The 15,505-nt window shown below is 37.2% G+C and carries 16 protein-coding genes and 1 tRNA gene; 14 read left to right on the top strand and 3 right to left on the bottom strand.

From position 1 onward, the window contains the following. Positions 1-52 precede the first annotated feature (52 nt). The 6 genes from PHX18_08965 to PHX18_08940 all read left to right on the top strand — a co-directional run bounded on the left by PHX18_08965 (position 53) and on the right by PHX18_08940 (position 5,115). The gene (locus tag PHX18_08965; protein MDD3594739.1) at positions 53-238 is read left to right on the top strand and encodes a hypothetical protein; all 186 of its coding nucleotides are present in this window, start codon (positions 53-55) and stop codon (positions 236-238) included. A gap of 69 nt (positions 239-307) precedes the next feature. After that, a complete protein-coding gene (locus PHX18_08960) occupies positions 308-1,384 on the top strand; it encodes a tetratricopeptide repeat protein (protein ID MDD3594738.1) in 1,077 nt (358 codons plus the stop codon). Positions 1,385-1,431: 47 nt separating this feature from the next. Next, a tRNA-Ile gene (locus PHX18_08955) sits at positions 1,432-1,508 on the top strand. A gap of 239 nt (positions 1,509-1,747) precedes the next feature. After that, a complete protein-coding gene (locus PHX18_08950; protein ID MDD3594737.1) occupies positions 1,748-2,191 on the top strand; it encodes a hypothetical protein in 444 nt (147 codons plus the stop codon). A gap of 161 nt (positions 2,192-2,352) precedes the next feature. Beyond that, complete coding sequence (gene fusA, locus PHX18_08945) at positions 2,353-4,449, top strand: elongation factor G (GenBank protein MDD3594736.1); 2,097 nt, start codon at positions 2,353-2,355, stop codon at positions 4,447-4,449. 198 nt (positions 4,450-4,647) lie between these two features. After that, on the top strand, positions 4,648-5,115 hold the full coding sequence (locus tag PHX18_08940; protein MDD3594735.1) for a hypothetical protein: 468 nt from the start codon (positions 4,648-4,650) through the stop codon (positions 5,113-5,115). Here the strand turns inward: PHX18_08940 and PHX18_08935 are convergent. Further along, positions 5,112-8,036: a tetratricopeptide repeat protein gene (locus PHX18_08935; protein ID MDD3594734.1), complete on the bottom strand. Its 2,925-nt coding sequence runs from the start codon at positions 8,034-8,036 to the stop codon at positions 5,112-5,114. The two genes, PHX18_08940 and PHX18_08935, sit on opposite strands and share 4 nt — an antisense overlap. A gap of 244 nt (positions 8,037-8,280) precedes the next feature. Between PHX18_08935 and PHX18_08930 the strand changes: the two genes are divergently transcribed. The 8 genes from PHX18_08930 to PHX18_08895 all read left to right on the top strand — a co-directional run bounded on the left by PHX18_08930 (position 8,281) and on the right by PHX18_08895 (position 13,342). Beyond that, on the top strand, positions 8,281-8,520 hold the full coding sequence (locus PHX18_08930) for a hypothetical protein (protein MDD3594733.1): 240 nt from the start codon (positions 8,281-8,283) through the stop codon (positions 8,518-8,520). Between the two features lie 2 nt (positions 8,521-8,522). Continuing rightward, complete coding sequence (locus tag PHX18_08925) at positions 8,523-9,020, top strand: sigma-70 family RNA polymerase sigma factor (GenBank protein ID MDD3594732.1); 498 nt, start codon at positions 8,523-8,525, stop codon at positions 9,018-9,020. 4 nt (positions 9,021-9,024) lie between these two features. Continuing rightward, positions 9,025-9,528, top strand: a complete 504-nt coding sequence (locus PHX18_08920) for a Spy/CpxP family protein refolding chaperone (protein MDD3594731.1) — start codon at positions 9,025-9,027, stop codon at positions 9,526-9,528. Between the two features lie 135 nt (positions 9,529-9,663). Continuing rightward, complete coding sequence (locus PHX18_08915) at positions 9,664-10,461, top strand: hypothetical protein (protein MDD3594730.1); 798 nt, start codon at positions 9,664-9,666, stop codon at positions 10,459-10,461. 78 nt (positions 10,462-10,539) lie between these two features. After that, positions 10,540-11,679: a TonB family protein gene (locus tag PHX18_08910; GenBank protein MDD3594729.1), complete on the top strand. Its 1,140-nt coding sequence runs from the start codon at positions 10,540-10,542 to the stop codon at positions 11,677-11,679. Between the two features lie 133 nt (positions 11,680-11,812). Next, on the top strand, positions 11,813-12,463 hold the full coding sequence (locus tag PHX18_08905) for a MotA/TolQ/ExbB proton channel family protein (protein MDD3594728.1): 651 nt from the start codon (positions 11,813-11,815) through the stop codon (positions 12,461-12,463). Between the two features lie 21 nt (positions 12,464-12,484). Further along, positions 12,485-12,946, top strand: a complete 462-nt coding sequence (locus PHX18_08900) for a biopolymer transporter ExbD (protein ID MDD3594727.1) — start codon at positions 12,485-12,487, stop codon at positions 12,944-12,946. 3 nt (positions 12,947-12,949) lie between these two features. Beyond that, positions 12,950-13,342 (top strand): biopolymer transporter ExbD, encoded by a 393-nt coding sequence (locus tag PHX18_08895; GenBank protein ID MDD3594726.1) that lies wholly within the window; start codon positions 12,950-12,952, stop codon positions 13,340-13,342. Positions 13,343-13,372: 30 nt separating this feature from the next. On the opposite strand, the gene PHX18_08890 is transcribed toward PHX18_08895, so the two are convergent. After that, positions 13,373-14,845, bottom strand: coding sequence for a UDP-N-acetylmuramoyl-L-alanyl-D-glutamate--2,6-diaminopimelate ligase (locus tag PHX18_08890; protein MDD3594725.1), 1,473 nt, complete (start codon positions 14,843-14,845; stop codon positions 13,373-13,375). 12 nt (positions 14,846-14,857) lie between these two features. Further along, positions 14,858-15,505: penicillin-binding transpeptidase domain-containing protein (locus tag PHX18_08885; GenBank protein MDD3594724.1), on the bottom strand; the 648-nt coding region annotated here is incomplete at its 5' end.

Raw genomic sequence — 15,505 nt, 5'->3', positions numbered from 1 at the left:
TTATTATTCTAATCATTATAATCTTTGATAACAAGTCAGGGAAGATTGGTGTATGAATACAAGTTTTCAATACGATATTTTGAGCAAACCGCAAACAAACTTGAAGTATTTGCAGAATAATTTATTCCTTCATAAAAATATTTCCAGCCGGGAAAGCAACGAAATTTTAACCGCACTTTTCGGAAAAATCGAGTCTTTTGATACGGAAAAGTTAATTTCTTTAAACTTATTAGGTTGAAAGTAGCAAAAAAATTAAATGCGGTGTTTTAATCCGGTATAGGTAATGTTTCTTGTAAGGGAAGAATTAGTGCAAGTATCAGGTTTAATACCATATACAGCTATGTCTAATGTGAATATTGGCATGTCTTTTAGCGGAATAAAGCTCCAACCTTTGAAAAATACTCAGGATAATTTTTTTAGTGCTTCAAATGAAGCGTTGAAATATAAAAATCAAGGTAATGATTTTATAACCCAAAATAAATACAGGGAAGCGATAGAGTGTTATAAGAAAGCAATTGAACTGCAGCCTAATTATGAAGATGCTTATTATAACCTCTCAAGGGCTTATTTTCATATAAAAGACTATCAAAATGCCAAACTGTCTAATGAGAAGTTGGTGTCTATCTCACCCAGAAATATGGAATATCGAGTTAACCTTGCAGCTTCCCTGTATAAATTAAATGAAATTTCTGCTGCAAAGGCACAATTGGAACTGGGCAGTAAAATTGATAAAACTTATGACCCCGCAAACAGGCTTGCAAAAGAAATTGAAATGCATGAGCTTGAGAAAAAAGCTCCTCACCTGGCGGAAGCAAGACGCAAGCAACAGGCTATGGATAATATTAAAAATTCTTTGGCTCTTGCTAAAAAATATTTTACACAGGAACATTTGGCTGATATAGCAGACGTAAAAGTCATGTTTGATAAAACCGAAGAATTGAGCGGTTATTCAAACATTGCCCAATATGAAAACTATAATAACAGGATTGTAATTTCAAATGATTATTTATGGGCAGCTCCTGAAATTATAGCTGCCTACATTGTACATGAAATAATCCATGCAAAAGACAAAGACCCTTATACCTCGGTGAGAGAAGAGCAAGATGCTTATGAACATACGGTAAAATTCTGGAATACGTACAAAAATGATATTAAAGATGCGGAACTGGATTATGCGCTTGAGCTTTATAATAAATCTCCCCAAACGTTAGAGACCCGTGTTGCACAAATTTACAAGTCAAGAGATAACGCAATTCCCGACGTTTCTCCTAACCACGGCTTAAAGCCCAGCGGCTTTGAATACTTATTTTATAAGTTTAAAGACTTTATGTATGAAACTTATTTTGCGCCAAGTACATCAAGACGCTTGAGAGTTGTTGCTTGATTTTAAAATTTGTCCATGTTACAAGTAAATTGTTGTGAAATTCACACGGGCCATTAGCTCAGGTGGTTAGAGCGCACGCCTGATAAGCGTGAGGTCTCTGGTTCAAGTCCAGAATGGCCCACCATTTTTTTAGAAACGAGGTTTATCGCCTTGGACTTTCACAGTACGTTGCTCCCGCAGGTCGCAACATACCTGCTTCTACTCTTCGAGCATCCTGAGCTGTAAGGCTCGTGAAGCTCGCTAACAGCTCAAGCAAGTCCAAAATGGTCCACCATTAAAAGATTTGAAGTTTATTATTATACATTTGTAATCATGCAAATAATTTGCTAATATAAAGAAGGTTCATTTTCTAGAGGATTTAAAGTGAAGCTCTCATCAATAAATCAAAACATGTCCTTCAAAAGCATATACTATAGCAGTTTTTTGCGGGAAAAAAGAAAAAATAACAGTTTAGAACCCGAAACAAAACAAATTTTGCAGGAAACCTTGGCTGTTATAAGAAAAAATAAACTTCACCGCTCAAAACAAACTGACCTCGTTTTAAGTGTTTATGATACAGGCGGTTTAAAGGCTATTGTTTCCGACAAAGAACAGGGTACTCCGCATAATCCGGGAGCTGTCCTGTCATTATCAAAATATAAAAGCAATGCGCAAAGAGAAGAAGAACTTTTAGACTTTTTTAAAGACTGGGAATATGCTTTTTCTCCCGAAGGACTGGCGGAACTTGAAGCCTTTAAAAAGACTATGGCAAAATCTTTAACAGAATATTTTAAACAAGAAGTTGTTAAACCGGAAATTTTTGCCTGATAATTTTTAATGAAACAATTTTAGAAAAATAAAGCTTCTCCAATTAATAGCGGGGGCTTGTTTTTTTAATTTTTTTTAACTTATACAGTGGTCTTTTTTTATGTTTATATTATTATGTATATTGTAATAGTACACTAATATAAGTATAAGGAAAAACGAAGATGCCAAGGCAAACACCTTTAGAAAAAATCAGAAATATCGGTATTGCAGCTCATATTGATGCCGGTAAAACCACTACGACCGAAAGAATTCTATTCTATACAGGTAAAGTGCATAAAATAGGCGAAGTACATGACGGCAACGCCACAACAGACTGGATGGAACAAGAAAGAGAAAGAGGTATTACAATTACCTCGGCAGCTGTTACCAGCCATTGGAACGGACACCAAATCAACATTATAGATACCCCCGGCCACGTTGACTTCACAATTGAAGTAGAACGCTCGATGCGTGTATTGGACGGTGTAGTTTCTGTATTCTGTGCGGTAGGCGGAGTTCAGTCCCAATCAGAAACAGTTTGGAGACAAGCTAACAGATACGGTGTTCCGAGAATTGTATTTGTTAATAAAATGGACAGAGTAGGCGCTAATTTCTTTAGAGTTGTAGAGCAAATTAAAACAAGACTTCAAGGTAATGCTCATCCTATTCAAATCCCTATAGGGTCTGAAGACCAGCTAAAAGGTATTATTGATATCGTTGAACAAAAAGCTCACATGTATAACAATGATATTGGTACGGATATTTCTATAGAAGATGTACCTGAAGATTTCAAGGCTCAGGTTGAAGAATACAGAAATGCTTTAATTGAAGCTATAGCTGAATGTGATGATGATTTAATGATGAAATATCTTGAAGGCGAAGAATTAGCTGTTGCAGAAATTAAAAGAGCGCTTAAAAAGGCAACTTGTGAAAACAAGGTTATTCCGGTCTGCTGCGGAACGGCATTCAAGAATAAAGGTATTCAAATGGTGCTTGATGCTGTAGTAGATTATTTACCGTCACCGTTAGATGTACCTGCGATTAAAGGTATCATTGAAACTTCTGAAGGAGAAAAGGAAGTTCACAGAGAAAGCAGCGATACTGAACCATTCTCGGCTTTAGCATTTAAAATCATGACAGACCCGTTTGTAGGTCGTTTAACTTTCATAAGAGTATATTCAGGTGTACTGCAATCAGGAAGTTATATTCTGAACACCGTTACAGGCAAAAAAGAAAGAATCAGCCGTATCGTTCAGATGTACGCTGACCAAAGAAACGAAATTTCAGAAGTTTGTGCGGGTGATATCTGTGCTGTGGTAGGGTTAAAAGATACTACAACAGGCGATACCCTTTGCGAGGAAAAAGCGCCTATCGTGCTTGAGAGAATGACATTCCCTGAGCCTGTAATAAGTGTTGCTATTGAACCGAAAACAAAAGTTGACCAGGAGAAAATGTCGCTTTCTTTGTCGAAATTGGCAGAGGAAGATCCTTCTTTCAAGGTTAAAACTGATGAAGAAACAGGACAAACAATCATTTCCGGCATGGGCGAACTTCACCTTGAAATCATTGTTGACAGGCTTTTAAGAGAGTTCAAAGTACAAGCTAACGTAGGTAAACCACAGGTCGCATACAGAGAAACTATCACAGGCGAGGCTGATGTTGACGGTAAATTCGTTCGTCAATCAGGCGGTCGTGGTCAATACGGACACGTTAAAATCAGAGTTATGCCTGCTGAAAAGGGTGCAGGGTTTGTATTTGTAAACCAAGTCGTTGGCGGTTCAATTCCTAAAGAATATATCGAACCTGCCAGAAGAGGTATGGAAGAAGCTCTTACAGGCGGTATTATTGCAGGATACGAAGTTATTGACGTAAAAGTTGAACTATACGACGGAAGCTACCACGACGTTGACTCTTCCGAAATGGCATTTAAAGTTGCAGGTTCTATCGCGATTAAAGATGCCGTTAAAAAGGCAAAACCCGTTATTTTGGAACCTATTATGAAAGTTGAAATCGAAGTTCCCGAAGATTTCTTAGGCGATGTTATAGGCGATATTTCTTCAAGAAGAGGCAGAATCGAAGGTATGGGCGCAATTGAAGGTGCAGGCATTCAAAAAGTTAATGCTATGGTTCCTCTTGCTGAAATGTTCGGTTATGCTACAGATATAAGAAGTAAAACTCAAGGCAGAGGAACGTTCTCTATGGAATTTTCCAACTATGAACAAGTTCCTACAAACATCAAAGAGGAAATCATTGCAAAATCAGGTGTAAGCGCATCGTAAATTTTTGCAAAAATAATTCGGAAGAAACCGGCTCACAAAGCCGGTTTCTTCTTTGTTAAGATTTGCTTCATACTTTAAAATCTAAAAACCCTTGTTGTTAACGGCTTTTGAAAATTTTACCATTTGTAATATTTAATAATTATCAAAAAAGTAATTTTTCTAATATTATATAAGTAAGGAATAGTTTATCGGTGAGTTATGAATAGTACCAGTAATATTGAAATTGTAAACACTATTGATGCTTTGAATTTAGAGCAGGATAAAACCAATCTGGGAGCAAGCGTCCTGTTGGCAAGGAGCGAAGTGCCAGAATCACATAGGCGTTATGCCGATAGCTATATGATATTAAAAAAATTATTCGGCATGCCTGCCGTAAACCCTTCTATTAATGTTGAAGAAAAGAAATATTTAGCAAAGTACGATTTCAATTCGTTAGAATTTTCTACAATCAAGCAAGTTAACGAAGAACTCTCCATAATGAAAAAATGGAACGAGTCAGGCAATAAAGAGCTGAAAGAAGCTTGCGAAAAACTTATTGCAATAAGGGTAAAAGAATTAAAAGGTATTATTGCTTCAAAATATGTAAAAATCTCAAACGAAATTTATAACGGCTATAAGGCAATAGAGCGTTATTTGGAAGAGATTTCAAAATACAATGAGAACTAATTTTTCACTTTATTAATTGCACGTTTAATTTCAACGGAATTCGGATTGAGTGAGTAAGCGTATTCCAAGATAGAAAGCGCTTTGGATTTATTGCCGTATCCGAGTTCTATTAACCCGTATATGTAGTAGTAGTCCGGGGAATTAGGGTTGATTAGTTTAATAGGTGTTAAATACTCGGTTGCAAGAAAGTAATTTTTACGTTTAATTTCATTTTCAGACAGATATGCCCAAGTTTTGGCAACAAGAGGGTTGATAGCCAGCGAATCTTTATAATTTTGGTTGGCAAGCTGCAAGTTGTCATTATCACTATACACCCGGCCTAAATTTGTATAAGCAAGATAATTGTTTTCATCTGCTTTTATCGCTTTTTTGAAGCAAGTTTCCGCCAATGCATAATTCCCCGCGTAATAATGCGCAACTCCCGTCTTAGTATAAATCTTTGATTTATCGGAGCTTACTTTCAGTGCTTTTTCATAGTAATTTACAGCATTTGTATAATTTTCTTCTTTTGTGTATGTATCGGCCAAAAGTTCATAAGCCTCGGAAGAAGGACTGTTTTTGATAACGGCGGACAATATTTCTTGTGCTTTTTTAAACTCGCCCTTTTCAATCAAAATTCCGCTTTTAAGTATTAAAAATTCAGGGCTGTCTGAATAATCAGCCAAAATTTTATCGGCGTCGGAAATTTTATTGTTAGAAATCAGGTATTTAACGGTATAATAATCTTTTCCTTTTTTATCTTTAGCGCTGTCTGCCAAAATTTGATATTCCAAAGTATCCAATTCTGTTGCAAATTCTTTATCATAAAGAAACTCCGACTTAATACTCTTAATAATATTTAAAGCCTGCTTGTATTGTTGATTTTCGTATAAAATTCTTGCATACAAAAACTTGTAAGACAGATTGTTTTCATTAACGGATAATGCCTTCTTTATGTACGATTTTGCTTTGGTGTAGTCTTGTTTCCCTTCATAACCCATTGCAAAAAGATAACAGGCATAATCACTTGAGCTGCTTAAATGGCTTTCTAAAACCGATATTGCTTCATCATACTGTTTTTTATTCTTAATAAGATTATAAGCCTTGATATAATCTGTAAGATTGCTGTTTGTCGGCATTATTTTAGGGTAATATATTCTTTCTATAGAGTTAACTTGTTTTTTCCATTGCTGCTTATCATAAATATTAGTCAGAATAGACTTAGAGATATCGAATACCCCTATGGCAGCAAGTTTTTTAGAATAGAGGATATCTATAAACTCGTTATTATTGGACAAAAGCTTTGATGCCTGTTTGAATTCTTCTACCGCTTTTTCGATATTATTATTGTTGTAGTTATAAACAGCGTTTCTTATCAGGTCCTGTTTTGTAACTTTGTATCTGTTTATATTTTGAATTCTGCTATCACCGATAATATCATCGTTCTCCAGGAAATTTAATTTTGAAATCTCTTTTTGTTCACTTTGTTCGATAAACTCCGGATTTTCTTTTAAATCATTTTTTAAAATAAAGTTTAAAACACTTATTTTGATTTCTTTGAGTTGCAGAGGCGCTTGTTCCGTCATAAAAGTAATGTCGTTTTTTTTGTTAAAGGAGGTTTGATATATTGCTATGTAATCAGGGGTGATTTCAGCCTTGTTGTAAAAACTGTCAATACAATGCCAGCCGTTAACATAGTATTTGACCCAGGCATGATATATGAAAGAATCCGAGGGGAAATCCGTTATAACTTCGCCCAAAACAACTTCCGCAGGTATCCCCGCTGCTCTGTACAGCGAACTTAATATAATTGCCTGTTCAATCGGGTTTGCTTTTTTAGAAGCAAAAATTGTGTCTATGCTTCTGTTTTCTGTCATATTTATGTTATTGGTGAAATTTTTTGATACATAGTTTTTTAATTCAACAGCAAGCTTTTCCTTGTTTGTGTATTTTTTTGAATATTCAGCCGCTATTTTTTTTATGTTGGAGTTTAACGGATTAATTAATATCGTAGTATCCAGATATTTTTTGAGGTTTTTATTGTCTTCTTTCACTGAATTGTAATCAAGAGAATTTTTTAGATAAACCGAATTATTGTAAATTTGAAGAACTCTCTGCCTTTCATCATTGATAAAATAACTTGATAGTATACCTTGAGAATCTTCTATTTTGTACGACACCTGCTTTGCATTTTTTATACTTTCAACATCGCTGTGCAGTGGAAAAACGGCTTTTGATGCAATATTTTTATTACTCAGCCTGTAGGATAAAATCCCTTTGTCAACGAGTTTTTGGGAAATATCAAACATTTTTATATTTTTTTGAAGCATTATCCCTTGAAGGTTATAAAATTCAAGAATTTCAAGGTTTGGTGTAATATCGTACTTAACCGAGTATTTTTTGACTTTTTGGTTATCAATTACATCATCTTTGACAAACTTCTTTACCAAAACCACCTCTTTAAAATCATCCCTGTATTCAATTGTTGTATAGGACAGATTTGGGTTTTTAGCTATATCGTTCAGCAGGGTTTTAATTTTATAGGGGAATATAATGCCGGTATTTTCAAGGAAGATTATCTTGGGTTCAACGCCGGGGTTAGAAAGCGAGTTTATTACAACTTTATCGGCGTTGACTTTAGCTTCGTAAATCCGGGGCTGCTGCGAAGAATTATCCGTAACAAGAATAGAGACAGGCTTAAAATCAAGTGTTTCGGTAAATAAAATTTTTACGGACGGAGAGTCAAAATAACCGTCAGGCTGAATTTTAGACACTGTAGTCAGTATTTTATCCGCAGTTTTTTCATATTTGTAGCATAAAAAGGAAGAAACCTTTTTATTAGTGGTAATGCTATAGCAATCCTCCCCCAAAACTTCTGCCAAAACACTGCCCTGGAAAAAATATAAAACCAATACAAGACTGAAAAGTAGTTTTTTAAACAATTATCCTATATCCCCTCTAAAACAAATATTATAATATATTACTTGTATAGAGGCTAATTAATTAAGAAAAATACATATTAAGACTACTGTGCAAATTAGAAAAATTTTTTCGATTTGCACAGTAGTCGACCCTATCGGATGTGAGCGAGCCAAAACGCTTATGTTGAGCATTAGTCTTATATTTAAAATAAAAATGAACAAATCATTAGAAAAATCGTTATACTAATTAAGAAAGGATAATAACATGGATAAAGTTTCAGAATTATTAAAAGAAGCAAAACCTTTGTATTTTAGGGAAAAACGCAAGAAAAAGCAGCTTGCGGCAGCATGCGCTGTGTTGGTAGTTTTCTTGGGATTCGGTATATTCACTGCTCAGGAATATTTTAGCAATAGCAGCAGTGACATAATTTCATACCAAAACTCCTCAATAATAGAAGAAATGGGCTTACCTACGGATGAATACGGATTGTTAAAGGCAGATTAATTTTGAAAAAAATAATAGATACTTATAAACACAATATAAAAACCATAATAAAGAAGTTTACGGGCAAAGCGGATGAGGACTTAGAGCAGGAAGTTCTTATAAAAGCCTGGAAAAATAAAAGCAAATACAATGAGCAAAACCGTTTTAAACAATGGATTAGTACGATTACGGCAAATACTTGCAGAGATTATTTGAAATCTTCAAACCAAAAAAATTCTATCTATCAAGTAAAAGATGAAGATGTTTTAAATAATATTGCAGATAAATCCGAGAAAACAGAAAAAATAATAGACCAAAAACTAAGACAAAAAATAATATTAAAGGCGGTTTATGCCCTGCCTGCAAAAATGAAAGAAGTCATCATATTATATGAATTTGAAGAAATGTCGTACGAAGAGATTTCTAAAAAAATAAAAACCCCGATCGGAACAATAAAGTCAAGATTATTCAACGCAAGAAATATTTTGGCAGAAGAGTTAAAACATTTATCAGGAGATTAAAATTATGAAAAAAACTTTACCGGTTTCTTTAAGTGTATTGGCACTTACCCTTTGTGCATCAAGTGTTTTGGCGCAGCCTCCCGCTCCGCCTCCAAACGGAGACGGTTTTGCGCCTCCGCCGCAAAAACATGCAAAAAACTTTAAAGCACAAGAACAAAAATTTAATGAAAGACTTAAGCTTACGGATGAGCAGGTTGCTTTGGCTAAGAAAAACCGCATAGAAGGTCATAAAAAAATAAAGCCGATTATGCAGGAAATTATGCAGAAAAAGGATAAACTCTTTGAAATCAGAGAATCCAACCTGTCTGACGCCGAAAAGAAAAAACAAACGGCAGCGCTAAAAACACAAATCAGAGCGCTTGAAGACAAAGCTGATGATATCAGAGAAGAAAACATGAAAAATTTTGAAAGTATTCTTACCGCTGAACAAAAACAGGAGTTAGCTAAAATTAAAGCTGAAGGCGCAGCGAAAAGAAAACAAATGATGAAATACCAAAAACGCTTTTAATGAAAAGGCTAAAGGATTGGAAACTATGCAGGTTTCTAATCCTTTTTTATTAAGAGTAATAAAGAATTTTAATAGTTGGCAATAATTGAAAAAATAATGTAATATGTAATTAAACACAGGATAGGAGAAGGAAATATGATGAAAAAAGTTGCAACTGCAGCAATGATACCATTATTTTTATCAATGAATGCTGTAATGGCTGCACAGTATGATTATAACCAATATAATCAACCGGCATCTTATGGGAACTTTGGTTCGCAGCAACAGCATCAATCGCAACAATATAATCAACCGCAACAATATAACCAACCGCAATATCAATACAATCAGCAAACATATTCTCCGCTGCAAGGTCATGTTGTCATAGTCCCCGCGGGTACCGTTATGCAATCAACGGTGAACAGGACATATTCAACAGCAAATCTTACGGTGGGTGACGGGTTTTCAATGGTTTTAAGCCAGCCGTTTTACTATCAAAATCAAATGATAGCGCCGCAAGGCAGTATGGTAAACGGTACGGTGGTTATCGCTGAAAAAGCAGGCAGAACAGGTAAAAACGGAAAACTTAAAGTTGCTTTCAACAATATCATGCTTCCAAGCGGACAAATGATTCCTATCTCGGGCAAAATCGCCACTCAGGATAATACAGGAATTTTAACAGGCGGTACTACAAAAGAAAGAGTAGTAGAGTACGCTAAAGATGCTGCTATAGGTGCAGGAATAGGGGCATTGGCAGGTACCGTACTCGGTCCGTTATCAGGCGGATCTGTAGGAAAAGGCGCCATATACGGCACGGCTCTGGGCGGTGGATTAGGGGTGGGCAAAGCCCTTATAGACAAAGGTGATGATGTTATTATCCAACCGGGAGATGCTATTGATGTCATTCTTGAACAACCTATGAGCATTAACCCCTCTGCACAACAATACTACTAATTAGCCCGTTAGGTTAATTGTTATTTCATTGCTTGTTGGGATAATTGAAAATAAAGTAGCACTTGGGAAGGAAATGCCATGTTAGGGCAGGATTTAGATATACAAAAACGAATAAAAACAAAGTCAATAGAAAAGATAGCCATATTAAAAGAAGATGCAGAGAAGATACCTATAACAGAAGCTCTCAAGGTTTCATCTTCTGCGCATATAACTTTATTTTTGCTGCTGTTGTTTCTACCTTTTTTATTGCAATTTTTCGGTATAGATTTCTTAACTTTTAAACGACCTGAGGCAAGAACAAGAGATATAGAATTTGTGCTTGTCAATCAGCCCGAAAAAGAACCTATAAATAAAAATACACATTTAAGGGCTGACAGAAACACTCAGGCCGGCGGACAGCATGACCCTAAAAAGAGAATAGCTCCGCCGTCAAACCCTTTGCCAAAGAACAACCCTGCTCCTGCGCAAAAATCACAAGCGTCAAGCAAAATCGCCCCAACTCAGACAGCAAAGCCTCGGGCAGAACAAGTCCGAAAAATACAGGAGCCGCCTAAAATGGCTGCTAAAGAACCTGATAAACCTATCCCGCCTAAGCCTTCGGCAAAACCGCTGTCTATACCTTTTACTAAAGCGCCGACAAGCTTTAAAATACCTTCAGCGCCAATGAAAAGTGCGCCTAAAATAGCAACAAATGTAGGAGGACCTGTAACAACAGCACCCGGAGCCTCATCCTCATCATCGGGCGGCAGTCCTAAACCTGTCTTGGCATCAGGAGGATACGGCTCTTCCTCATCACGCTCATCTTCCGCCGGAGGCAGCGGAACTTCAGGCGGCTCTGTTTATTCACCCGGCGGCGGCAGCGCAGGTAATCCCGGACCTGGGAATCCTAAAGGGGCGCCCGGAGTTGATGCTATTAAAGAACCTAATTTCGGACCGTACATGGCTGAATTACAAAGACGTATAAAAAGTAACTGGAATCCGCCCAGAGGAGATGAAAGTAAACGTGTAGTGCTTTTATTTAAAATAGCAAAAGACGGAAGATTACTAAATGTTAAGGTCGCCAAATCCTCAGGATTGCCCAACGCAGATAAGGCAGCCTTAGCTGCAGTGGAGCTTACAGCCCCGTTTCGCCCCTTACCGGCAGACTACAAAGGTAGTGATATAGATATCCAATTTACTTTCGACTATAATGTTTTTGGGGTGAGTAGCAGATATTAAAAACGTGAGTAGCAGACATTAAAAACGCGAGCAGGAGATATTAAAAACGCGAGCAGGAGATATTAAAAACTTGAGCAGCAGACATTAAAATCAGATATTAGATTACTAGATACAAAGGAAAGAGGTATAAAACATGGAACTTTTAATTCATTCTATCAAATTAGACTGGCCGGTATTGTTACCGATTTTGGTTTGCTCTATCGCAACCATTGCAGTTGCAATTAACAGATGGGCTTTTTACAATGAAAACAAACGGGAAATTATAAAGTTTATTAAAAATCTTCAAACCGAACTTGCTCGCAATAACCTCACAGGGGCTCAGCTTTTAAGCTCTCAGTTAGGCGGAGTTATTGGTGAAGTTGCGGAAGAAGGCGTAAGAATTTTGGAAGAACAAAATACGGATTTTTCCCGTTCATTCGACATTTCAACCAGCTTAGCAACGAGAAAACTTGAAAAATATTTAACTATTCTTGGTACTATTGGCGGTGTTGCACCGTTCTTAGGGTTATTCGGTACAGTTGTAAGAATTCTTTATACATTTCAGGATTTGGCAACTCAAGGTAACCAGAGTTCAGCAGTAGCAATGGGTATTGGTTCAGCTCTTATTGCAACGGCATTCGGGTTAGGTGTGGCAATTGTTGCGGTAATCCTTTACAACTGGTTCCAAAGCATAGTTAAACGATACGAAGACGACTTCCAGTTAATTAAATTGCTTTTCTTAAGCTTTGCGGATAAAGAAGAGGCAATCAAAAATCAAGCTGCAAGTGCAAGCCCAAGCATCTAATAAATTAGTAAGGAAAAACAGATGGCAATTTCTACAGAAAAAAAAGGTAAAATTTTTAACGAAATAAACATCACTCCGCTGACCGACATATTTTTGGTTTTGCTGATTATTATGATGGTTATGGCGCCGACGTTTTCTTCAATGGATAAAAATATTACAATTCCTGAAGTAAACAGCGGTGTAAATGTTGAAAATAAACAAGTTATCGTAAGTATTACAAAAAATGATGAACTTTTTGTAAATGACAAACAGGTAAAAGCTATGCAGCTGGAAGATGAGTTAAAGTCTTTGCTTGAATTATCACCTGATAAAAGCGTAGTGGTAAAAGCCGACGAAAGCACAAAAAGCTCGGAAATTCTTAAAGTTGTTAAAGCTGCGCAGGGAAGCGGATATGAAAAACTGACCGTGGCGGGCGAGCCTTTAAATAAAAAAGAACAAAAAAGACTTCAAAATGCTTCCAACGAAGATTTGCCGGAGGAGTAGAAAATGATAAGAAAGCAAAGAAATACATTTAACGAAATAAATATTACTCCGTTGACCGACATATTTTTGGTACTGCTTATTATAATGATGGTAGTAGCACCAATGCTTGACCAACAGGGTTTAACTCTTGCTGTACCTTCAGCGCAGGAAGCTTCACAGGAGCAAAAAGAATCTAAAATACTTACGGTAGAAGTAAATGAAAACGGACAGTATTTGGTGGATAATGAGGTTATCGCCGTAAACGACCTGCAATCCGAGCTAAAGGAAAGAGCCAAGGATAAAAGCGAAGGGCTTTTAATTCAGGCAAATTCAAATTCTACCCATGGCGCGGTTGTTAAACTTATGGACAATGCAAGAAGTGCCGGTATTTTCAGCATTTCTATAGTTGAAGAATAAATTATAGAACCTTAATTCACAACTGTTGCTTTATTGCTTTACCCCGAAAGCTTCTCTTACTTCCCGGGCATCGTCAAAGTGGATAGTTTTGTCCTTTAATATCTGATAGTCTTCATGTCCTTTACCGGCAACTACCACAATATCATCGGGCTGTGCCTGTTTTGACGCCAGGAGAATTGCGCTGTGTCTGTCTATTTCTACCATGATTTTTGTACTGTCAAGCGAATTTATACCCGAGAGAATATCCGTAATAATTTGCTGGGGGTCTTCGCTTCTCGGGTTATCAGATGTAACAATGGAAATATCAGCCAGTTGTTCGCTTATTGCCCCCATTTTAGGGCGTTTTGTAGCATCCCTGTCGCCGCCGCATCCAAACACGCAAATCAGTTTTCCACCGTCAGGAAGAATTTTACGGGCTGCTTTAAGTACATTATCCAAACCGTCAGGGGTATGGGCATAATCTACAATGGTAAGCGGTGAACGTGTAATCGCTTCAAATCTTCCTGCCACTCCATGGGTTTCCTGCAGAGCTTTTAGTGTTAATGGGATGCTTAATTTTTGAGAAATCGCTGTTGTAAAGGCAGCTAAAGCATTGTAAACACTAAATAACCCCGTCATTTGCAGGGTGATTTTAAAATCACCGACAGGTGTAGAGCAGTCAAAAACCGCACCGTCGGTGCTGAATTGAATATTAGATGCTTTTACATCGGCATCATTTTCGACACCGTAGGTGAAAATCCTGACCAAAGGCGCTGTTGCTTTTATAAAATCCTCTGCTCTTTCATCGTCTGCATTGATTATAGCGGTACCGCCTTTTGCCAAACCTGAAAACAATTTTGCTTTTGCTTCGAAGTAATTTTGCATTGTTATATGGTAATCAAGATGGTCTTGCGTTAAATTGGTCAAAACAGCACAATCAAATTCGCAGCAGCCTGTACGGTGCTGTGAAAGCGCATGAGAACTGACTTCCATAACAACAGTACTCACTTTGTTTTCAAGCATAGTCTGAAAAGTTTTTTGCAATTCAGGCGACTGAGGCGTCGTATGTTTGGCATCTTTGTACCCGCCTGATGAATTGATTTTATAACCAAGAGTGCCTATAAGACCGCAGGGTATATTATTATATTCATAAATCCGCTCAATAAGGTGAGTTACGGTTGTTTTCCCGTTTGTACCGGTTACCCCTATCAGGTCTATTTTTTTAGACGGAAAATCGAACAAAACACCTGCAAGGTTGGAAATTTCAAGCTGCGTATCTTTAACAATCAAGACAGGTATTGTAATGCCTTCTATCTCTCTTTGGGCAACTATTGCAACAGCGCCGTTTTCCTGTGCCTGTTTTGCAAACACATGTCCGTCAAGCTTTTCACCTATTAAACAAACAAAAATATCACCCTGTTTTGTTGTTTTAGAGTTATATGAAATATCCCGAACATCAGGGTTATCGTTCAAATTTAATATCTCTTCGGGCCTTATAAACCTTATAATTTCATCTAATCTCATATGCATATCTCCTTATTTTTTAACATTCAATCCCGGTGCATCGGGTTTCATTCTTAAGTGGCGTGTTACAAAAGTAGCAACTTCATTAAAGACGGGACCTGCAACGGTAGAACCCCATACCTCTGCTCCTTTTGGACTGTCAACAACTACCATTACCAAAATCTCGGGATTTTTTGAAGGAAAGAACGCAGCAAAAGAGGTATAAACAACCCCGGTTAAATACCCCGGACCATGGGGATTGGGCTTCCGTGAAGTACCTGTTTTGCCTGCAACCGTAAAATTGGGGATTTTGCCTGCCGTAGATTTAGAGCTTGCTATACTGCCGGCTAACAGTGTTGTTATATCAGCTGCTGTTTGAGGGTTTAATACCTGATGAGTTTTAATTTTCTCAACAGCCTCCTCTTCGGAATATTTAATAACATGCGGAGTTACCCAAACACCTTTATTAGCAATAGCCGCTACTGCCGATGCCATTTGAATGGGAGTAGATGCCAAACTGTATCCGAAAGCAATCGTAGCTTGTGTACTTTGCCTCCAGGTATTAGCTGGCGGCAGCAAACCCGAAGATTCGCCCGGTAAATCTATACCCGTTTTATGCCCCATCCCAAACTGCGAAATCTGATTATAAAATTCGCTGGAGATCGGAAGAGCACACGTCTG

It is taken from the genome of Candidatus Gastranaerophilales bacterium, assembly GCA_028696075.1.
GTDB lineage: Bacteria > Cyanobacteriota > Vampirovibrionia > Gastranaerophilales > JAILCC01 > JAQVHS01.
Note: the sequence above shows the minus strand (reverse complement) of the source record. Positions and strands in the feature narration are given on the sequence as shown.